18 protein-coding genes are annotated in these 20645 nt (G+C 70.3%); 6 read left to right on the forward strand and 12 right to left on the reverse strand.

What is annotated here, in order from left to right:
- Window positions 1–11 precede the first annotated feature (11 nt).
- Window positions 12–2093 (forward strand): hypothetical protein, encoded by a 2082-nt coding sequence (locus E3T33_RS05735; RefSeq protein ID WP_092322528.1) that lies wholly within the window; start codon window positions 12–14, stop codon window positions 2091–2093.
- Between the two features lie 210 nt (window positions 2094–2303).
- Here E3T33_RS05735 and E3T33_RS05745 read toward each other — a convergent pair whose 3' ends face one another.
- The 5 genes from E3T33_RS05745 to E3T33_RS05765 all read right to left on the reverse strand — a co-directional run bounded on the left by E3T33_RS05745 (window position 2304) and on the right by E3T33_RS05765 (window position 7506).
- Entirely contained in the window at window positions 2304–3035 is a 732-nt protein-coding gene (locus E3T33_RS05745) for a class I SAM-dependent methyltransferase (RefSeq protein WP_198417250.1), read from the reverse strand.
- 180 nt (window positions 3036–3215) lie between these two features.
- A complete protein-coding gene (locus tag E3T33_RS05750; protein ID WP_134476275.1) occupies window positions 3216–3884 on the reverse strand; it encodes an HAD hydrolase-like protein in 669 nt (222 codons plus the stop codon).
- Between the two features lie 103 nt (window positions 3885–3987).
- Window positions 3988–4683: an endonuclease NucS gene (nucS, locus tag E3T33_RS05755; protein WP_092322525.1), complete on the reverse strand. Its 696-nt coding sequence runs from the start codon at window positions 4681–4683 to the stop codon at window positions 3988–3990.
- A 144-nt stretch (window positions 4684–4827) separates the two neighbouring features.
- On the reverse strand, window positions 4828–6099 hold the full coding sequence (locus E3T33_RS05760; protein ID WP_241982838.1) for an MFS transporter: 1272 nt from the start codon (window positions 6097–6099) through the stop codon (window positions 4828–4830).
- Window positions 6100–6153: 54 nt separating this feature from the next.
- Window positions 6154–7506, reverse strand: coding sequence for an MATE family efflux transporter (locus tag E3T33_RS05765; RefSeq protein WP_277870629.1), 1353 nt, complete (start codon window positions 7504–7506; stop codon window positions 6154–6156).
- Between E3T33_RS05765 and E3T33_RS05770 the strand changes: the two genes are divergently transcribed.
- The 4 genes from E3T33_RS05770 to E3T33_RS05785 all read left to right on the forward strand — a co-directional run bounded on the left by E3T33_RS05770 (window position 7502) and on the right by E3T33_RS05785 (window position 11292).
- Entirely contained in the window at window positions 7502–7732 is a 231-nt protein-coding gene (locus E3T33_RS05770) for a hypothetical protein (RefSeq protein ID WP_134574941.1), read from the forward strand. The two genes, E3T33_RS05765 and E3T33_RS05770, sit on opposite strands and share 5 nt — an antisense overlap.
- A 128-nt stretch (window positions 7733–7860) precedes the next feature.
- The gene (locus E3T33_RS05775) at window positions 7861–9825 is read left to right on the forward strand and encodes a M13-type metalloendopeptidase (RefSeq protein WP_134574942.1); all 1965 of its coding nucleotides are present in this window, start codon (window positions 7861–7863) and stop codon (window positions 9823–9825) included.
- A gap of 87 nt (window positions 9826–9912) precedes the next feature.
- Window positions 9913–10821 carry a serine hydrolase gene (locus tag E3T33_RS05780; protein ID WP_092322521.1) on the forward strand — a complete coding sequence of 303 codons (909 nt, stop codon included), beginning with the start codon at window positions 9913–9915 and terminating at the stop codon, window positions 10819–10821.
- A gap of 129 nt (window positions 10822–10950) precedes the next feature.
- Entirely contained in the window at window positions 10951–11292 is a 342-nt protein-coding gene (locus tag E3T33_RS05785) for a DUF5655 domain-containing protein (protein WP_092322519.1), read from the forward strand.
- 46 nt (window positions 11293–11338) lie between these two features.
- Here the strand turns inward: E3T33_RS05785 and E3T33_RS05790 are convergent, their stop codons facing one another.
- The 4 genes from E3T33_RS05790 to E3T33_RS05805 form a co-directional block, all read right to left on the reverse strand.
- Window positions 11339–12370 (reverse strand): NAD-dependent epimerase/dehydratase family protein, encoded by a 1032-nt coding sequence (locus tag E3T33_RS05790; RefSeq protein WP_134574943.1) that lies wholly within the window; start codon window positions 12368–12370, stop codon window positions 11339–11341.
- Between the two features lie 25 nt (window positions 12371–12395).
- Window positions 12396–12914, reverse strand: a complete 519-nt coding sequence (locus tag E3T33_RS05795) for a pyridoxamine 5'-phosphate oxidase family protein (RefSeq protein WP_092322516.1) — start codon at window positions 12912–12914, stop codon at window positions 12396–12398.
- 248 nt (window positions 12915–13162) lie between these two features.
- Entirely contained in the window at window positions 13163–13393 is a 231-nt protein-coding gene (locus tag E3T33_RS05800) for a YbdD/YjiX family protein (protein WP_092322515.1), read from the reverse strand.
- The gene (locus E3T33_RS05805) at window positions 13390–15690 is read right to left on the reverse strand and encodes a carbon starvation CstA family protein (RefSeq protein WP_092322513.1); all 2301 of its coding nucleotides are present in this window, start codon (window positions 15688–15690) and stop codon (window positions 13390–13392) included. The genes E3T33_RS05800 and E3T33_RS05805 overlap by 4 nt, the downstream gene beginning before the upstream one ends.
- Before the next feature lie 131 nt (window positions 15691–15821).
- Here E3T33_RS05805 and E3T33_RS05810 point away from each other — a divergent pair, with 131 nt between their 5' ends.
- Window positions 15822–17207, forward strand: coding sequence for a glycine--tRNA ligase (locus E3T33_RS05810; protein WP_092322512.1), 1386 nt, complete (start codon window positions 15822–15824; stop codon window positions 17205–17207).
- A gap of 218 nt (window positions 17208–17425) precedes the next feature.
- On the opposite strand, the gene E3T33_RS05815 is transcribed toward E3T33_RS05810, so the two are convergent.
- From E3T33_RS05815 to E3T33_RS05825, 3 genes are all read right to left on the reverse strand, one after another.
- Window positions 17426–18481 carry an alcohol dehydrogenase catalytic domain-containing protein gene (locus tag E3T33_RS05815; RefSeq protein WP_134574944.1) on the reverse strand — a complete coding sequence of 352 codons (1056 nt, stop codon included), beginning with the start codon at window positions 18479–18481 and terminating at the stop codon, window positions 17426–17428.
- A 115-nt stretch (window positions 18482–18596) separates the two neighbouring features.
- Window positions 18597–19193, reverse strand: coding sequence for a GNAT family protein (locus tag E3T33_RS05820; RefSeq protein ID WP_092322509.1), 597 nt, complete (start codon window positions 19191–19193; stop codon window positions 18597–18599).
- Window positions 19190–20641, reverse strand: coding sequence for a glutamyl-tRNA reductase (locus E3T33_RS05825; protein WP_092322507.1), 1452 nt, complete (start codon window positions 20639–20641; stop codon window positions 19190–19192). Before E3T33_RS05825 ends, E3T33_RS05820 begins: the two co-directional genes overlap by 4 nt.
- Window positions 20642–20645: the final 4 nt, after the last annotated feature.

The raw sequence follows: 20645 nt of genomic DNA on the forward strand, positions 1-20645 counted from the left end.
AGGAGAGACAAATGACGTACAAAGATGTTCGCTCACGATCACTGACGAGGCCGGTGGCGCTCGTCGCCGCGGTGTCGATGCTGCTGCTGGGAGCTGGAACGGCCACCGCCGCGCTCGCCGCACCGGTGGCATCCGTTGTTCCCGGCGCCGTTCAGTCGGCGCCGGCGCTGACCAACCTGAACCACCTGAACTTCCTGCTCGACACCGTTCCGCTGGCCGAGGCCCCGGGCCACACGACGTACCAGCTCGACACCAGGCCCACGGCGCAGGCCCCGTGGACGTATGCCGACAAGAAGCCCGACGGCAGCTACGGTCGCGTCGGAGGCGGATCGCTCGACCCCGCGACCGGCTACTGGAGCCAGGGCGCCTACAACGCGGACGACATCGCCCGCACGGCCGTGGTCTACCTGCGCCACTGGCAGCAGACCGGCGACGCCGGCAGTCGCGAGCACGCCTTCGAGACCCTGCGCTCGCTGACGTACCTGCAGACCGCGTCCGGCCCCAACGCCGGCAACGTGATTCTCTGGCAGCAGGCCGACGGCACGCTGACCCCCAGCGCCACGCCGAAAGAGCTGCCGGATCCGAGCGACTCCGCGGAGTCGTACTGGGTGGCCCGCACCGTCTGGGCACTCGGCGAGGGCTACGCGGCCTTCAAGGATGCCGATCCGGACTTCGCCGCCTTCCTCCAGGATCGCCTCCACCTGTCCCTCGACGCGCTGAACCGGCAGTCGCTCGGCAAGTACGGCACCTTCGATGTGGCCGACGGCGTGCAGGTTCCGGCCTGGCTCATCGCCGGCGGGGCCGATGCCTCCGCCGAGGCCGTGCTCGGGCTTGCCGCCTACTCCCAGGTCGAACCCGGCGACGACCTCGCCACCACCGCACTCACCCAGCTGACCGAGGGCGTCGCCGGGATGTCGTCCGGCTCCGTGAACCAGTGGCCGTACGGCGCGATGCTGCCGTGGAACAAGTCGCAGACGCTCTGGCACGCCTGGGGCGGGATGGCCCCGGCCGCCGTCGCCACGGCCGCCGACGTGCTCGGCCGCAGCGACCTGCTGACCGCGGCCATCAAGGATGCCGCCCAGTTCACGCCGCAACTGCTCGCCGCCGGCGGACCGGACAACGCCTGGACGCCCACGCCGGGCGAGGCGCAGATCGCCTATGGCGTCGACTCGAGGCTGCAGGGGCTGGTGGCGACCGCGAAGGCCGCGAAGGCCCCCGGACTCCTCGACGTGGCAGCGATCACGGCCGGCTGGTACTTCGGTGCGAACCGCAGCGGTGCCCCGGCCTACGACCCGACCACCGGAACCACGGTCGACGGGATCGAATACGACGGCCGGGTGAACCACAACTCGGGTGCCGAATCGACCATCCACGCGCTGCTCTCCATGCTCGTGCTGGACGCGAACCCGGCGCTGAAGACGAAGGCGCTGGGCATCGACGAGACCGTCGCCACGAAGGGACTGAGCGTGGTCGAGGCCGAATCCGGAGCCGTCAGCGGCGCCGGATCCGTTGTGACGCCCCCGTCCGCCTGGACGGGCGAGGCCAACTGGTCGAAGGGCGCGTACGTGGCGCTCGGCGCCGGCGGCTCAGTGAGCATCCCCGTTCCCGCCGCCGACCAGGCTCGCAACGTCTACCCGATCGTGAACCAGGCCGTGGCACCCGCCGGGGCCACGCGCTGGGCCGCCGGCACGACCGCCCTGGGCAGCACGCCCAACGGCGGCGCGGGTGACCAGGGCATCACGGATGCCCCGGGCAAGCTGTTCCCGTTCGCACTGGGCCGCACCCTGCCGGCCGGCGCCACCAGCGTCGTCGGCACGAGCAACGGCGACGCATCGCTCGACGCGCTGTTGATCCAGCCGCTGGTCTCGACCGTGTCCGTTTCCGGGCCGGCCGGGGACTCGACCCTCTACGTCAGCGCGGCCACCGTGTCGAGCCTGCGCACGGTCGTGGTGCCGAAAGGCTACAAGCTCGTTCAGCGGGCCTACGACTCCAGCGGCCGACTCGTCCCGACCCGGGGCGACACGATCACCAGCGCCGGACGAGTTACGATCGCCGCCGGCGGCTTCACCGTGGCGACGCTCGTGCGTAAGTAGGCGGTCCGGCAGGTCCTGCAGGTCCGGCAGGTCCGGCAGGTCCGGCAGATCCTGAGGCCGTCGCCCCGCCCGGGGCGGCGGCCTCTCTGCGCTGGCCTCTCTGCGCTGGCCTCTCTGCGCTGGCCCCTCGCGGCGCTGAGTTGCGGACAAAGTACCTTCCCGGGCGCACGGAAGGTACTTTGTCCGCATCTCAATCGGCGGGCTGGCGCTTCAGGACTGGATCCGGGGCCGGGCAGAGGCGACGAGGATGGTGTCGAGGGCGACGCGGGGGGCGGCATCCGTGCCGTGCGCTTCATCCGGCCCCTCGGGATCCGTGGCGAGGTCGCGGGGGACCGTCTCGCAGCGCAGCACGTCCAGGTCGCCGGCCGACGAGCTCAGGATTTCGGGGGTGTACAGGATGTCCGGGTTGCCCGGCCCGGGCGCCCCCGTTCCCAGGTTCAACCGGTCGTGCCCGACGACGAGCAGGTGCCCGCCGGGAGCGATCCAGCCCGCGGCCCGGGCGAGGACGCGCCGGATGTCCGCCTCCGGCAGGTGCAGGTACATCACCGTGACGAGGTCGAAGCGATCCTCGGGGGCCCAGCTGACGGCATCCGCGACCAGCCAGGTCACCTCGGCTCCTGCGTCGTCGGCGTGCGTCCGGGCGAGGCCGATTGCCTCGGCCGAGAAGTCGACGCCGGTCACGCTCCAGCCCTGCGTCGCCAGCCAGATCGCGGTGCGGCCGTCACCCGTCGCCAGGTCGAGCGCCCGGCCCGGCGCCCAGCCGGACACCGTGTCGAGGACGATCCCGGGCGGCAGCGCCGACCAGAGCCGGGTCCCAGCGCCCCTGCCCGCCTCGCGGTAGCGTGCGTCCCACGCGCTCGCGCCCATTGCGCTCGATTCGGCTGCGCTCGCGCCCGTCGCACTCGATTCAACTGCGCTCGGATTCCGGGTGTCCGCGGCCATGGCGTGTCCTTCCGCTCGTCTCATCCCAGTATCCCCGCCCGCCCCGCGCCCCCGCGCGGTTGAGATGCGGAAAAAGTACCCTCATTGTTGAAACGAAGGTACTTTTTCCGCAACTGAGGTGGGAGGTGGGAGGTGGGAGGTGCGAGGTGCGGCGCGCCAGGCGGCGCGCCAGGCGGGGCGCTAGCCCAGCAACAGCTTGGCCAGCTGGTCGACCGAGTACACGGTCGCGGTGGCCGCGGCAGCTTCGGCCGGGGAACCGTAGCCCCACTCGACCATGATCGTGGGGACGCCGTTCGCGGCGGCACCCTCGGCGTCGTAGCTGCGATCGCCGACCATGACCGGCGCGGTGATGCTCGCCCCGGACGCCTCGAGGCGGCGCAGGGCCTCGGCGACGATGTCGGCCTTGGCGCTGCGGGTCTCGCTCTCGGAGGCGCCGACCACAACGGTGAAGTACTTGTCGAGGCCGAAGTGTTCGAGGATATCGATCGCACTGCGCTCGGGCTTGCTGGTGGCCAGGGCGAGCGGGATGCCCATGGCGTAGATCCGCTCGAGCAGGCCGGCGATACCGGGGTAGACGGCGGTGTCGAGCGACGACGCGCCCTTGTAGTCCGCGCGGTAGACGGCGAGGGCCTCGGTCGCTTCGTCCGGCGTCATCCCGGCGTATTCGCGGAATGCGGCCAGCATGGGCGGCCCAACGTAGGCGAGGAGTGCGGCGTCGGAGGGGACGGGGCGGCCCAGCGCGGCGAAGGTGCGGGCGAGGGAGCTGGTGATGGCCGGGGCGGAATCGGTGATCGTTCCGTCGAGGTCGAAGAGGATGGCGCTCCAGGTGCGCGTCAATGTCGGATTCACGCGTCAATCCTAGGCGTGCACGGATGGGACTGTGCACACCATGCACCGAACGGGCCCCGGTCCGGGGCCGTTCTCGGGGGAGAAAGGGGAAGTGAACGGGACTTTAGAAGAGGCGGGACTGGGTGTCGTCGAGCCCGCGCATCGCGTCGTAATCCAGCAGCAGGCACCGGATGCCCCGATCCTCGGCGAGCATGCGCGCCTGCGGTTTGATCTCCTGGGCGGCGAAGACCCCGGCCACGGGGGCCAGGTGCGGGTCGCGGTTCATCAGCTCGAGGTAGCGGGTGAGCTGCTCCACGCCGTCGATGTCACCGCGCCGCTTGAGCTCGACCGCGACCGAGCCGCCCGCGGCATCCCGGGCCAGGATGTCGACCGGGCCGATGGCGGTCATGTACTCGCGGCGCACGAGGGTGTGACCGTCGCCGAGGAGGTGGATGTGCTCGGCCAGCAGCTTCTGCAGGTGGGCCTCGACGCCGTCCTTGATCAGGCCGGGGTCGATGCCGAGCTCATGCGCCGAGTCGTGCAGCACCTCGTAGATGCTGACGATGAGCTGGTCGTCGGTCTTGCCGTGGGTGACCGTCCAGAGGGCGGTGACGCCGGCATCCGTCTGGTACTCGTCGGGCTCGGATTCGGACAGGCTGCACGGCGGGCTCATCCAGTTGAGCGGCTTGTACGAGCCGCCGTCGGAGTGCACGAGGATGCTGCCGTCCGATTTGAGCATGAGCAGGCGGGTGGCCAGCGGCAGGTGCGCGCTGAGTCTCCCGGCGTAATCGACGGAGCATTTGGCTATCACAAGGCGCACCCGTCGAGCCTAATCGCGCCGCGGGGCCCGTTCTCCCGAAACACTTCCGAATTCGACGGAGATTCCGGATGCCGCCGCCCGCCTGCCCCGTGACCGGCCCGTTTCCCGTGAAACTCCCGTCGAATTCGTGCCTCGGGTTCGCGCTCAGCGCGCTTCGGGCCTGCTCGACTCCCGCGCGGCTGGCGCCACGATGCCGGCCAGCACCATGAGCGCGAGGATCACGTAGAGGGCGTTCAGGATGCCGACCGCCTCGCCGAGCAGGCCGAGAACCGGCGGGCCGACGAGGAATGCGAAGTAGCCGATCATGGCGACCGCGCTCACCCGGGCCGCCGCGCTCTTCGACCCGTCGGCGGCGGCCGACATGCCAACCGGAAAGCCGAGGGAGGCGCCGAGCCCCCAGAGAGCCGCCCCGACGAAGACGAGCCAACCGGTCGGCGCGAGGATGAAGACGAGCAGGCCGACGATTCCCAGTGCGGCGCAGGCGCGCAGCACCGGCACGCGTCCAAAGCGGTCGAGCACCGGCCCGCCGAGCACGCGGCCGAGAGTCATCGCGGTCACGAACACGCCGAAGACGATCGCGGCCGCTGAGTTGCTGAAGCCGTGCCCATCGACGGCGGCGATCGCCAGCCAGTCGTTCGCGGAGCCCTCGGCGAACGTCATCCCGAAAACGATCACCCCGATCAGGAGCACCGTCGAGTCCTTCCAGACCGCCAGGTTCTCGCGCAGGCGCGCCCGCCACGGCACCGCCACACCGGTCGGGTGGGGCAGCACGGCGTCGTCGCCGAGGTCGGCGCGCGTGGGGATGAAGCGCACGGCTGCGACCGTGGTGGCGAGCACGAGCAGCGCCGTCCCGGACAGGTGCCAGAAGACCGACAGGCCCACGAACGATGCGCCGCTTCCGACAAGCGCGCCCACAACCGTGCCGAGGCTGAAGCAGGCGTGCATCAGCGGCATGAGCGTCTTGCCGATCTCCCGTTCGGCCGCCGCGCCCTCGACGTTCATCATGACGTCGACGGATCCCATCCCGAGGCCCACGAGTGCGAGGGCGATGAACACGAACGGCGCGGACGGAAGCAGGCTCGAACCCACTCCGACCAGGGCGAGGCCGGCGGCCGTGACCGACATGCCCAGCAGCATCGCCCGGCGGGCGCCGAAGCGTGCGAGCAGCCAGGCTGCGACCAGGAGGCCGAGGACCGAGCCGCCCGACAGCCCGAAGATCACGAGGCCCACCTGCGCGGTATCGAGCTGGAGGCCGTCGCGGATCACGGGGACCCGGGAGAACCAGGTGGCGAGGCTGAGACCGCTGACGAAGAACAGGACGAAGACCGCGTTGCGCCAGCCGAGCAGGACGCGGCCGTCCGTTGGCACGGCGGGCCTGGGTGCGTTGGCTCCGGACGCGTTGGCGGGCTGGGTCACTGGGGGTCCTGATGCTGGAGAACGAGCCGATTCGATCGAAGCGACCTGACCAAACTAACCGACGCCGGCAGACGGATGCGCGCCGACGACCATCCAGCGGACGGTGCGGGCGCGAAGGCCGAGGGTGACCGCGCGGGCGCCGAGGTAGCCGAACGCGAACGCGGCCATGAGCAGCGCGAGGCCGGCGGACCCCGGGGGCGCCCACAGCACGGCGACGGCCAGCGGCACGAACGCGGCGAGGTTCGCCAGGCCGGTCAGGGCGAGGTAGCGCGCGTCCCCGGCGCCGATGAGCACGCCGTCGAGCACGAACACGATCCCGCCGAGCGGAACGGATGCCCCGAGCACGATCAGCGTCGGGGGCAGGAGGTCGGTGACATCCGTCGCCCCGGTGAAGAGGTCGCCGAGCACGCCGGATAACGCGATCACGAGCAGGCCGAGCGCGGCCCCGCTGAGCACGCCCCACTCGAGGCACCGGCGGAGCACCGCGCGCACGCCGGCCAGGTCGCCGGCGCCGAGGCCGCGCCCGACGAGCGCCTGGGCCGCGATCGCGAGGGCGTCGAGGGCGAAGGCGAGCGTCGCGAACAGCGTCATCGCGATCTGGAAGGCCGCGAGCTCCGGGGAGCCGAGCCGCGCCGCCACGAACACCGCGAGGAGCATGGCCGCGCGCAGGCTGACCGTGCGCAGGAACAGCCAGCCGCCGGATGCCGCGCCCAGCAGCATCCCGGCCCGGTGCGGGCGGAGCCGCGCGCCGCCCAGCCTCGCCTGCCGCACGATGACAACGAGGTATACCGCCACCATGCCCCACTGGGCGATGACCGTGCCGATCGCGGAGCCGGCGATCCCGAGGCCGAGGCCGTAGATGAACAACAGGTTGAGCACGATGTTCGCGGCGAAGCCGAGGCCGGCCACCCAGAGCGGGGTGCGGGTGTCCTGCAGGCCGCGGAGCAGGCCGGTCGCGGCGAAGACGAGCAGCATCGCGGGCAGGCCGAGCATCGAGATGGCGAGGTAGGTCGCGGCGGCCGCGGTGACGGCCGGCTCTGCGCCGAAGGCGCCGACCAGCACCGGCGTGGCGAACCAGCCGGCCACGGCCAGCACGACACCCAGGCCCAGGGCGAGCCAGAGCCCGTCGATTCCGACGGAGACCGCCCGGCGCCGATCGCCCGCGCCCAGCCACCGGGCCACGGCCGGCGTCGTGCTGTAGGCGAGGAAGACCATCAGCCCGATGATCGTCTGCAGCACCGCGCTGGCCAGGCCGAGGCCGGCCAGGGGTGTCGTGCCGAGGTGGCCGACCATGGCGGCGTCGGCGAGCAGGAACAGCGGTTCGGCGATGAGCGCGCCGACGGCGGGCACGGCGAGACGGAGGATCTCGCGGTCCACGGGCTGGCGGCGGAACAGGGTGATAGTGATTCTCACGACTTTAGTTCAGCGGGTAGTCAGGCCCGGGCACCAGTCGAAGGAAAGCCAGGCCAGCCCTGGCCCCGACGGGCTGCGCGCCCTCTCGCCGTTCACCCACACCCCCGCCCTCGGCACCGTCGACGTCGACTGGACCGGCGCCTGGTGGATGCTCGCCCTCGCCGCCCTCCTGGCCGCCCTCTCCCTCGCCGCCATCCGGCGCCGCGACCTGGCCCTCTGACCCCCGCCCATCCCGCCCCCCAATCCCCCCGTCCATCCCGCCGAACTGTGAGTTTGGCACCTTCCCGGGGCCCGCGAAGGTGCCGAACTCACAGTTCGGCGGGGGAGGGACCGAATAGGCTGGGGCGCATGACTGACCAGGGGCTCGCATCCGGAATCGACACTTCAGAACTCGACCCGGGCATCCGCCCGCAGGACGATCTGTTCCGACACGTGAACGGCAAATGGATCGCCCGCAGCGAGATTCCGGCCGACAAGGCCCGGTGGGGGTCGTTCTACCTCCTCGCCGAGGAGTCCGAGAAGTCCGTGCGGGAGATCATCCTCGAGGCCCAGTCCGCCCCGGAAGGCACCGAGGAACGCAAGTTCGGCGACCTGTACGCCAGCTTCCTCGACGAGGATCGCGTGGAGAAGCTGGGCGCGACGCCGCTTCAGGCCGACCTCGCCACGGTCGACGCCGTCACCTCGATTCCGATCCTGCTCGGCACGCTCGGCCGGCTCGAGCGCAAGGGCGTCGCCGGCGCTTTCCACCTCTACGTCGACAACGATCCGGGCAACCCCGAGCGCTACCTCGTCTTCGTCGAGCAGGGCGGCATCGGCCTGCCCGACGAGTCCTACTACCGCGAGGAGAAGTTCGCCTCCGTCCGCGACGCCTACCTGACCCTCCAAGCGCGGATGTTCGGACTCGCCGGCATCAGCGACGCCGAGACCCGTGCCAAGCGCGTCTTCGACCTCGAGACCGAGCTCGCCCGCCACCACTGGGACAACGTGAAGTCCCGGGACAGCGAGCTCGCCTACAACCTCAAGACCTGGGGGCAGGTGTCCGCGCTCGCCGCGGGGGCCGACCTCCACCTCTGGCTCGAGGGGCTCGACGCCCCCGAGGCCGCCTTTGAGGAGCTCGTCGTGCGCCAGCCCAGCTTCGTGAGCGGGCTCGCCGAGATGCTCACCGAGGACAGGCTCGACGACTGGCGGGACTGGCTGCGCTGGCAGGTCATCCGTTCGAGCGCCGCGTACCTCTCGAGCGATTTCGTCGCCGCCAACTTCGAGTTCTACGGGCGCACCCTCAGCGGCACCCCGCAGATCCGCGACCGCTGGAAGCGCGGCGTCTCGCTCGTCGAGGGCGCGCTCGGCGAGGCCGTCGGCCGCATCTACGTGGAGCGGCACTTCAAGCCCAGCGCCAAGGCCGGCATGGACGTGCTCGTCGGCCACCTCGTCGAGGCCTACCGGCAGAGCATCACCGGGCTCGAATGGATGACCGACGAGACGCGCACCCGCGCTCTCGAGAAGCTCGACAAGTTCACGCCCAAGATCGGCTACCCGGTGAAGTGGCGCGACTACTCGACCCTGACGATCGACGCCGGCGACCTCATCGCGAACGTGCGGGCGGCCAGCGAGTTCGAGTTCCACCGGGAACTCGGCAAGATCGGCAACCCGCTCGACCGTGACGAGTGGTTCATGACGCCGCAGACGATCAACGCGTACTACAACCCGGGTTTCAACGAGATCGTCTTCCCGGCCGCCATCCTGCAGTTCCCCTTCTTCGACGAGGCCCGCGATTCGGCCGCCAACTACGGGGCCATCGGCGCCGTCATCGGGCACGAGATCGGCCACGGCTTCGACGACCAGGGCTCCAAGTACGACGGCGACGGGCTGCTGATCGACTGGTGGACCGAGGCAGACAAGGCCGCGTTCCAGGAGCGCACCAGGTCGCTGATCGAGCAGTTCAACGCCCTCGCCCCGAAGCAGGTGCCCGAGCACCACGTCAACGGAGCCCTGACCATCGGCGAAAACATCGGCGACCTGGGCGGCCTGTCGATCGCCTGGAAGGCCTACCTCCTGTCGCTGGCCGGCCAGGAGCCGCCGGTGATCGACGGGATGACCGGTGCCCGGCGCTTCTTCCTCTCCTGGGCGCAGGCGTGGCAGATGAAGGGTCGCGACGAGGAAGTCATCCGCCTGCTGGCGATCGACCCGCACTCGCCCAACGAGTTCCGCTGCAACCAGATCGTCAGCAACATCGACGAGTTCTACGAGGCGTTCGGGGTCACCGAGGCGGATGCGCTCTGGCTCGACCCGGAGAAGCGCGTCACCATCTGGTGAGGCCGGCCGGGTGAGGTCCCCCGCCGGCCTGTGACATAGGGTGATCGCGGGGTATTCTTGCCCGCACCGAGAGAAAGCGCGCGCGAATTGTCCAAGCCGATCCAGGATGCAGAGCGACGCTCCAGGCACTCCGCCGAGCGCAAAGGCAAGCACAAGGGTCCGGAGACGCACGAGAACTTCGCCCGGGGCTTCCAGGCCCTCGGCGAACTGGCGATGGACGGCGTGCAGGTGTCCGCGCGCGCGACCGACCTGACGACCGGCCGGGTGCTGTTCTCGGTCGACGACCACGTCGAAATGCCGACGGCGGGCATCGGCAAGATCCTCCTCCTGATCGAGGTGGCCGCGCGCCTCCGCGACGCCGACTTCGGCGTCTACACGATCCTCGATCGCACCGCCGCGGACGCGGTGAGCGGCCCCGGAATCTGGCAGCACCTGCAGGCGCCCTCGCTGCCGGTCGCGGACCTCGCCGCCCTCGTCGGCGCCACGAGCGACAACCTGGCCACGAACGTGCTCATCCGCGCCGTCGGACTCGACGCGGTGCGGGCGCGCACCGAGCAGCTCGGCCTCTCCCGCACGGCCCTGCTCGACCTCGTCCGCGACCAGCGCGGCCCGGACGATGCCCCACAGCTCTCGGTCGGCAGCGCGAAGGAACTCACCTGGCTGCTCACGGCGCTCGCCCGCGGCGAGATCGTCGACGCCGAGGCCAGTGAACGCGTCATCGGCTGGCTGTCCCTGAACACCGACCTGTCGATGGTGGCCAGTGCGTTCGGGCTCGACCCGCTGTCGCACCGGGACGGCGACCACGGCATCCTGCTGGTCAACAAGACGGGCACGGATGCCGGCGTGCGCAGCGAGGTCGGCATCCTCCGCGGCCCGCGGGCCGGCGTGACCTACGCAGTGTCGATGTCGTTTGCCGACACGAAGCTCTCCGCCCGCCTCTCCGTGCTCGACGGCATGCGGGCCATCGGCCTCGACCTGCTCGAATACGTGCACTGACCCTCGCGCCACCTCCCGTCACCTCCCGCGAAACCGCAGTTGTGCGCGTTCTGAGGGCGTTTTAGCGCGCACAACTGCAGTTTCGCGGGGGTTGAGGGTGAGAGCATGGGGGCATGGGGGCATGGGGGCATGGCGGCGACGGCGATCGAACGAATCCAGGCGGATGACACGGCCCGCGAGATCTTCGAGATCCTCCAGGGCGCCCTGGCCCAGCTCGGCGGACACGAGATCGAGGAGAAGCAGGGCTCCCTGCACGTGACGAACGGTCGCGCGTTCCTCGCAATCCACCCGCGATCGGGCGCCGTGCTGCTGAACCTCGTGACGTCCGAACCGATCGTGAGCGAGCGCATCCGTAAGACCGAGCAGGTCTCAAAGAACCGCTGGCACAACGAGATCGTGATCCGCACGACGGCGGAGGTCGACGCCGAGCTCGCGGGCTGGCTGCGGCAGGCCTACGCGCTGACGACCTGAGGTCGCTCGCCGGTCGGCCGCTCAGCGGGTCAGCGGGCGCGGCCGGTCAGCCCGCGTACGCGTCCTCGGCGGCGTACGGGAACCAGCCGCCTGCGCCGTAGCGCGTGACGATGGACGGGAAGAGCTGCTGCCAGGACTCGCCGCGGCGCTCGGCCGCGGCGACGGCATCCGTCACCCAGCGGATGTCGTCGGCCAGGCCCTCCGCATAGCTCACGACCGGCGCGTAGCCGAGCTGCTCGCGGGCGGCGGCCATGCTGAGCACGATCGGGTTCGCCAGGCCCCAGGGACTCGATCCGAGTCCGTCCCGAGGCGGACCGGCGAAACAGAGGATCTCGGCCTCGTGCCCCATCGCATCGAACACCGCCCGGCCGATCTCTGCCACGGTGAGCGCCTCGTCGTCGACGGCGTTGAGCACGCGGCGGCCCGGCTGCTCGGCGCACCGGGACACGAGCTCGGCGATGTTCGCGGTGGCCGACGTGGCGAACCGGCTGGCGCCGTCGTAGGCGTGCACCACGCGGCGGCGGCCGTCGAGCACCCGCTTGATGAAGAACCACTCCCGCAGCGCCGGGCTGTTCGGCCCGTGGATCGCGCCCGGCCGGAGGATGCTGACCGGCAGGTCGGCGGCGGCCAGCAGCCGGCGCTCCATCGCCGCCTTCAGCGGCGAATAGCTCTGCTCGGCATTGTCCACGGTCGGGTCGGCCTCGGTGAGCGGCACCGGGAAGTCCGGGAAGACCTCGTCGGTCGCCACGTCGAGGTAGGAACCGTTCCGGCCGAGGTAGACGGATCCGGTGGAGATGACGACGAGGGAGCCGACGTCGCCGGCCAGCCCGGCGAGCTGGTCGGCGTGGCCGGTGTCGTAGGCAACCGTGTCGAGCACGAGGTCGTTGCCGCGGGCGGCTGCGTGCAGCGCGGCCGTGTCGGCGCGGTCGAACCGGATGCTCCGAACATCCGCCGAAAGCGCGGGTGAGTGCTGCCCGCGATGGGCGACCGTCACAGCCCAGTCGGAGGTCGCCAGCCGGGCCGCGGCCGCCAGGCCGATCTGCCCGGTTCCGCCGATGATGAGTGCCGTCTTCGTCATCCGGCCACCATACGGGCTGTAGCGGTCAGAGGCTGTAGCGGTGCCGGATGTGGTTGCGGTCGGCGCCGGCCTGCCAGAACTCCACCTCCGTCGGCCGCAGGGCATACAGCTGCCAGCTCGGATTGGCCGACTCGTCGGCCGCGGGGCGTTCGGCCCAGTCGGCGGCGGATGCCTCGGCCGACAGCAGGGCCACGGTTCCGCTCACCCGCACCTGCCGGCCGAGCCGCGACCAGTAGAAGTTCATGGCGGCCCGAGGGTTGGCGGCCAGTTCCCGGCCCTTCCGCGAGGTGGTCGCCGTGGCGAAGTGCCAGCCCTCGTCGTCGATGTTCTTCAGGATGAGCATCCGGGAGGACAGGTTGCCCTCGGCATCCGCGGTGGCCAGGCTGAAGGCGTGCGGTTGCGGCACGCCGGCGGCCAGGGCCTCGTGCAGCCACTGCACGAACAGGGCGGCCGGGCCGGCCGGCGCACTCGCCGGGTCGAAAGCCGGAAGGTCCGCGGGGAAATCCGGCAGGGCGCGAAGCATGCGACGGAGGGACTCGCTCATGGACCGAGCCTAATCCGAGGTCCGCGACTCACGGCCCTGGCCGCACTCGCCTGCGGCTAATTCAGGAGAAACCGGGACCGGGCAAACGCGCGCCCCGTCTTTCAGCGGCCTCAGTCGGCCACATCACGGATTCTCCTGAGTTAGCCTCCGGACTCCCGGACTCCCGGACTCCCGGGCTCCCGGACTCCCGGCCGGCCGACCTCCCGACCTCCCGACCGGCCGGCCGACCGCGCACGGCGGGGACGCCCTCAGCAGCAGCGGTTCTGCGGGTTCTTCTGCTGCCGGTCGGTCTGGTCGCGCCAGAACTGGCGCTCTGTCATCACGGGCTCTCCGATGCCGCAGGTTCCGGCCTCCGCCCCGCCGTGGGTCGCCGCGTGGTGCGCGACGTACTTGTCGTAGGCGTCCTCGCCGAGCACGCCCCGGACGAACCAGGCGATTCCCCTGGCGCCGGTGCGTACCGCGGCGAGGACATCCCTCATCGGCCGGACCGGGCTGCCCTCGGCGGAAGAGCCGCCTTCAGCTCAGCGGCCTGTGCGTCCCACTGGACCTCGAGCTCCTTCTCGGCTGCGGTCGGCACGAACGCGGCCGGGCCGAAGATCCGGGACTGCACGGCCGGATCCTCGTCGGTCGTGCTCGAGCCCGAGCGGTACGCCTTCCAGGTGGCGACGATCGCGGTGGCGATGACGATGATGGCGAGTGTGACGAAGAGGATCGAGAGCAGCCCCTGCACCATCGTGTTGCGCACGACGGCCTCCATAGCCTGCACCGTCGGGGCGGCGCCGAAGCTGGTCTCCCCGGCCGCGAGGGCGTCCGAGAACGCCTTGTTCTGCGCGAAGTAGCCCACGTTCGGGACGGTCGAGAAGATCTTCAGGAACGACGCATAGATGGTCACGACGGCGGCGAACGAGAGGGGCAGGGCCACGATCCACAGGTAGCGGAAGTTGCCGCGCTTGGCGATGATGGCCATCGAGACGGCCAGCGCGATCGCAGCCAGCAGCTGGTTGGCGATGCCGAACAGCGGGAAGAGCGTGTTGATCCCGCCCAGCGGGTCGGTCACGCCCATCAGCAGCACGGCGCCCCACGCCCCCACCATGACCGCGGTGGCGAGCCAGGCGCCCACGCGCCAGGAGGTGTCCTTGAACTTCGGGAAGAAGTTGCCCAGGCTGTCCTGCATCATGAACCGGGCGACCCGGGTGCCGGCGTCGACGGCGGTGAGGATGAACAGCGCCTCGAACATGATGGCGAAGTGGTACCAGAACGCCATCATCCCGGTGCCGCCGGCCACCTGCTGCATGATGTGCGCCAGCCCGACGGAGAGGGTCGGCGCCCCACCGGTGCGGGAGACGATCGATTCCTCGCCGACATTCTTCGCCGTCTGCGTGAGCATGTCGGGGGTCAGGTTGACGCCGGTCAGGCCCAGGCTGTTGACGAAGGCGACGGCGCCCTCGACCGTACCGCCGGTGAGGGCGACGGGGGAGTTCATGGCGAAGTAGATCCCGCGGTCGATCGACAGCGCGGCGACGAGAGCCATGATCGCAACGAAGGACTCCATCAGCATGCCGCCGTAGCCGATGAACCGGGTCTGGCGCTCCTTCTGGACGAGCTTGGGCGTGGTGCCGGATGCGATCAGCGCGTGGAATCCGGACAGCGCGCCGCAGGCGATCGTGACGAAGAGGAACGGGAAGAGCGAACCGCTGACCACGGGACCGCCGGCCGCCGCGAACTCACTGACCGCGGGAACGTTGATCTCCGGCCGCACGATGACGATCGCGACGGCCAGCATCAGGATCGTGCCGATCTTCATGAAGGTGGAGAGGTAGTCCCGCGGGGCCAGCAGCAGCCAGACCGGCAGGATCGCGGCGATGAAGCCGTAGATGATGATGCCCCAGGCGATCGTGACCTTGTCGAGAAGGAAGAAGGCCGAACCCCATTCGGTGCCGGCGATCATCCCGCCGCCGATGATGGCGGCGATCAGCAGCACGAAACCGATGATCGAGACCTCGGTCACCTTGCCCGGCCGGAAGAAACGCAGGTAGACGCCCATCAGCAGGGCGATCGGGATGGTCATCGAGACCGAGAAGACGCCCCAGGGGCTCTCCGCCAGCGCGTTGACGACGACGAGGGCGAGGATGGCCACGATGATGACCATGATCACGAGGGTCGCGACGAGGGCGGCGGTGCCGCCGATGACGCCGAGCTCGTCCCTGGCCATCTGGCCGAGGGAGCGGCCGCCGCGGCGCATGGAGAAGAACAGGATCAGGTAGTCCTGCACTGCTCCGGCGAGGATGACGCCGACGATGATCCAGATCGTGCCGGGCAGGTAGCCCATCTGGGCGGCCAGGACCGGGCCGACGAGCGGGCCGGCGCCGGCGATGGCGGCGAAGTGGTGCCCGAAGAGCACCCGACGGTCGGTGACGGCGTAGTCCTTGCCGTCGGCCTTGTATTCGGCCGGGGTCGCCCGGCGGTCGTCGGGCCGCAGCAGGTGCTTCTCGATGAAGCGGGAGTAGAAGCGGTAGGCGATCAGGTAGGTGGCGACGGCCGCGAAGACGAACCAGGCCGCGTTGACGGTCTCGCCGCGAACCACGGCGAGCATGACCCAGCTGACGGCGCCGACGAGGGAAATACCTGCCCAGAGTGCAATTTTCGCGGGAGTCCAGTTGCGGCGCTCGGCCTCGAGGACGCTCTCCTCCACGGCCACGGGCAGTCGATCCGGGACCAGTTGCAGACCGGTGGAATCCTCGTTCGCATCCTTCGATGATCTCGGCGTCGTGCTCATTTTCGCTCCCTCGAGAACCCGCGGCTGGCTGCGGACTTCCTCGGCAACGCTAGCAGCAGGGCGTTCGGGCGCCGGACGAGCGCCTAAAATGGGGCTTTCCCTCCTTTTCCTTCCCGACCATTGGAGCCACCGTGGCCGCACTCTCCCGTCTTGATTCCGTCATCGCCCTCGCCCGCCACCGCGGGTTCGTCTTCCAGGCCGGTGAAATCTACGGCGGATCCCGGTCCGCCTGGGACTACGGACCGCTCGGGGTTGAGCTCAAGGAGAACATCAAGAGGCAGTGGTGGCGCACCATGGTCACCGGGCGCGAGGACGTCGTCGGGCTCGATTCATCCGTCATCCTGCCCAAGCAGGTCTGGGAGGCATCCGGCCACGTCGAGGTCTTCAGCGACCCGCTGGTCGAGTGCACCAGCTGCCACAAGCGCTTCCGCGCCGACCACCTCGAGGAGGAATTCGAGGAGAGGAAGGGCCGCGCCGCCGAGGGAGGACTCGACGGCATCCCCTGCCCGAACTGCGGCAACCGCAACACCTGGACCGAGCCGCGTGCCTTCTCCGGCCTGCTCAAGACCTACCTCGGCCCGGTCGACGACGAATCCGGGCTGCACTACCTGCGCCCGGAGACCGCGCAGGGCATCTTCGTGAACTTCGCCAACGTGCTGCAGGCGGCGCGGATGAAGCCGCCGTTCGGGATCGGCCAGACCGGCAAGAGCTTCCGCAACGAGATCACGCCCGGAAACTTCATTTTCCGCACCCGCGAGTTCGAGCAGATGGAGATGGAATTCTTCGTCGAGCCCGGCACGGACGAGGAATGGCACCAGTACTGGATCGACACGCGGCTGGCCTGGTACACCGGTCTCGGCATCAATCCCGAGAACCTGCGCCTCTTCGAGCACCCGCAGGAGAAGCTCTCCCACTACTCCAAGCGCACCGTGGACATCGAGTACCGTTTCGGTTTCACCGGCAGCGAGTTCGGCGAGCTCGAGGGTGTGGCGAACCGCACCGACTTCGACCTGAAGACGCACGCGGCGGCATCCGGCAAGGACCTCTCGTACTTCGACCAGACGAAGAACGAGCGTTGGGTTCCCTTCGTGATCGAGCCGGCCGCCGGGCTGACCCGCTCGCTGATGGCGTTCCTCGTGGACGCGTACCACGAGGAGGAAGTGCCCAACGCGAAGGGCGGCGTGGACAAGCGCACCGTGCTCAAGCTCGACCCGCGCCTCGCTCCGGTCAAGGTCGCCGTGCTGCCGCTGTCGCGCAACGAGGCCCTCTCGCCGATGGCCAAGACCCTTGCGGCCCGGCTGCGCGAGTCCTGGAACGTGGACTTCGACGACGCCGGCGCGATCGGACGCCGCTACCGCCGGCAGGACGAGATCGGCACCCCGTACTGCGTCACGGTCGACTTCGACTCGCTCGAGGACCAGGCCGTCACCGTGCGCGACCGCGACACCATGGCGCAGGAGCGCATCCCGCTCGACAAGCTCGACGCCTACCTCGCCGAGCGCCTCCGCGGCGCTTAGCAGGACCCGCTCGACCCTGAACCCCGCGCCTCGTCCGCGGCGTTGAGCCCTTCCGTGGTGGCGAACTCAGGAGAATCCGTAGTTCGGTGGGCTGCCGCCGCGGAATGGCGCGGCCGATCCGCGTGGCCGTGCGGTTTCTCCTGAGTTCGCCACCACAACTGCCCACAACTGCCACAACCGCGGGCCGGAACCGCGGCGACGGCGGTGAAGCGGAGGAGTCAGGAGCGGGCGGGGCGGGACACTTCGATCAGGGTGACGCCCGCGGCGGGGGTCGCGGCCGACATCGCGGCCAGGGCGGCGGGGGCCTCGTCGAGGGTGATTCTCGTGCTGATCAGGTCTTGCGGTCGCAACCGGCCGGAGGCGACGAGCGCGAGAAGCTCGGAGTAGTCGTGGGCAGGCATCCCGTGGCTGCCGAGCACGGTGAGTTCCCGCGCGATGACGAGGCCCAGAGGAACCTGAGGGTCTGTGGCCAGCAGCCCGATCTGCACGTGCCGTCCGCGGATGGCGAGCGAACGGATGGCGATGCCCACGGTGTTCTCCCGGCCGAGGGCCTCGACCGTGACCTCCGCGCCGTCGGGGGCGAGCGCGCGGATGCGCGCGACGACCTCGACGTCGGAGAGTCCGGCGGAGTTGACGGTGTGCGCGGCTCCCACCCGCGACGCTGCGTCGAGAGCCGCGGCGCTGATGTCGACGGCGATCACGACCGCGCCGAGGGCCCGGCCGATCATCACGGCGGAGAGTCCCACCCCGCCGCAGCCGACGACCACGAGCGTCTCGCCGGCGGCCAGCCGGGCCTGGTGCACGAGCCCGCGGTAGGAGGTCGCGAACCGGCAGCCGAGCAGGGCGGCCGCGCCGGCATCCAGGTCGCCCGGCAGGGCAACGAGGTTGACGTCGGCGTTGTGCAGCGCGACCAGCTCGGCGTACGAGCCCCAGTGGGTGAACCCCGGCTGGGTCTGGTTCCGGCAGACCTGGCCCTGGCCGCTCGCGCACTCGGGGCAGTCGCCGCACGCGCAGACGAAGGGCACCGTCACCCGCTGGCCGACCGAGAAGCGGCGCACATCGGGGCCGACCGCCTCGATCACCCCGACCAGTTCGTGCCCGGGGACATGCGGCAGGGCGATGTCGGAATCGTGCCCCATCCAGCCGTGCCAGTCGCTGCGGCACAGGCCCGTCGCCTCGACGCGCACGATGACGCCCGCCGGGCTCGGCACCGGGTCCGGCACCTCGCGCACCTCGGGCAGGGTGCCGAATTCTTCGAAGTAGACCGCTCGCATCCGCCCATGCTCGCAGACGGCGCCCCGTGCCGAAAATCCCCGTTCCTGCCGAGAGTCGCCGGTGCAACGGCCATTCTCGGCAGAAACGGCGAGTCTCGGCGACGAGCAGGCGCAGCTAGCGCGCGTCACCCCACTCGCGATCCAGGATCGCGAACACGGCGAGGTCGCTCCACTCACCCTTGAAGATCTCGTTCTCGACCAAGATCCCCTCCAGCCGCATGCCCAGCCGCCGGCACAGCGCCACGGATGGCGTATTCCTGGGGTCGACCTCGGCGAAGACCCGATGGGCACCGATCTCGGTGAAAACGAACTCGAGCACGGCCCGGGCCGCCTCGGTTGCGTAGCCCCGGCCGTGGAGGATCGGGTGGAACACCCAGCCGATCGACACCTGGGCGTTCACGGCGCTCTGGAGGAAGATGCTCAGGTCGCCGATCACCGGGCCGGGCTCCCCGTCCGGGCCCGGCAGCTCCGCCGCGAGGATGATCGCGTCCTTGTCGTTGGCCAGGCGAGTGAAACCGGCCCGCTTCAGGGTGTGCTCGCGGGATTCCTCCCGGTCGCGCAGCGGCCACGGCAGGTAGCGCACCGCCTCCGGCAGGGACTGGTAGGAGAAGACGTCGTCGGCGTCGGCTTCGGTCAGCGGGCGCAGCAGCAGGCGGTCGGTGCGGATCGCATGCGCGTCGACGGGCAGTGTGGCGCCGACGGACCTGGTCACGAGGCCGCGGTGCCCGCGTCCGGGGCGGAGTCCGGCGTGGCCTCCTGGCCGGCCTGCGCCGTTCCCGCGGCCGGCAGGGAGACCTGGATGCCGAACAGGGCGTCGAGGCCGGTCAGGAACGACTCCTGCTCCCCGGCACGGGCGAGGGAGCGCGATCGCACCATCGGCGTGTGCAACAGCACCCCGGCAAGGTGTCGAAGCGCCGCTTCGGTCTGCTCGCTCGCATCGCCGCGGCCGCGCGCCCGCCCGATTTCGGCGTCGAGGATGTCGAAGACGTAGCTGCGCAGCGCCACGACAGCCGGGGCCAGGCTCTGCTCCTCGGTGACGGCCGTGAACTTCCGGGCGGCCCTGGTCACGAGTTGTCGTGCCTCGCTGGTGCTGTTCAGCTCTTCGAGCGGGGCATGGATGCGGATGGTCTCGAGGTCGAGGAGTTCGATGCCGGGTACGAGGCTGACGTCAGGGTCGACGTTGCGGGGCAGCCCGAGGTCGATGATGAGCTGGCGCGGAGCGTCGATCGCGGCAGCCGGCCGGTCGGCGTCCCCGACGGCATCCGCAGCGGCATCCGCAGCGGCGACCCCGGCGGCATCGGCCGGGCTCACGAGGAGAGTGACGCCGTCCTGCAGGGCCTCACGTTCGGCCAGGAGCGCCCGTCCGGCGCCGAGAAGGGCGGCATCGATCACGTGGTGGTCGACGGTCGTGCAGGTGAGGATGAGGTCGCACTCGGCCGCTTCGCGGGCGAACGCGAGTTCGGGGACGGCGTCGATGCCGTGCGACCTGGCGAACTTCAGGGCCCGGCCGGACGGCGAGTAGACCCGAACGTTCTCGGCTCCGAGGTCGCGCAAAGCGGCGAGCGAGGCGCCGGCGTAGCGTCCGGTTCCGACCAGAAGCACCCGGGTCTCTGCCCAGTCGCTCACTCGGCTTTCGGCCAGCTCGAGGGCGAGGCGCACGAGAGAGCGCCCGGCCGCGCCGATGCCGGTGCGGTTCTTGACACCGCGGGAGGTCTGCGAAGCGCGCTGGAACAGGCGCTCCAGCTCACCGCTGGTGGTGCCGTGCGCGCGAGCCTGCTCGAGGGCGCGACGCACCTGCCCGGCAATCTCCCCCTCGCCGACGACGACGGATTCAAGGCCGCTGGTCACGGCGAACAGGTGCTCGGCGACGCCGTTGCCGTGCACGAGGTCGAGGGTGTCGCGGAGCGTGTCTGCGGCCACGCCGGTGCTGGCGCTGATCGCCTCGATGGCGGCGGAGACGGCCGGCAGTGGGGAGACCCCGAACGGCTCATCGAGGTCGAGGTAGGCCTCGAACCGGTTGCAGGTGGCGACGATGACGGCTCCGCTGAGGGAGGTGTGGCGCTCGAGCATCCGGTCCGCGGAGGCGCTGGCGCCGACGGACAATTTCTCCAGCACATCGAAGCTGGAGTTCTTGTGACTCGCGGACAGACAAATCAGCACGTCC

Origin of the sequence: Cryobacterium sp. TMT1-2-1, from assembly GCF_004403955.1 — a bacterium.
GTDB classification, from domain to species: domain Bacteria; phylum Actinomycetota; class Actinomycetes; order Actinomycetales; family Microbacteriaceae; genus Cryobacterium; species Cryobacterium psychrotolerans.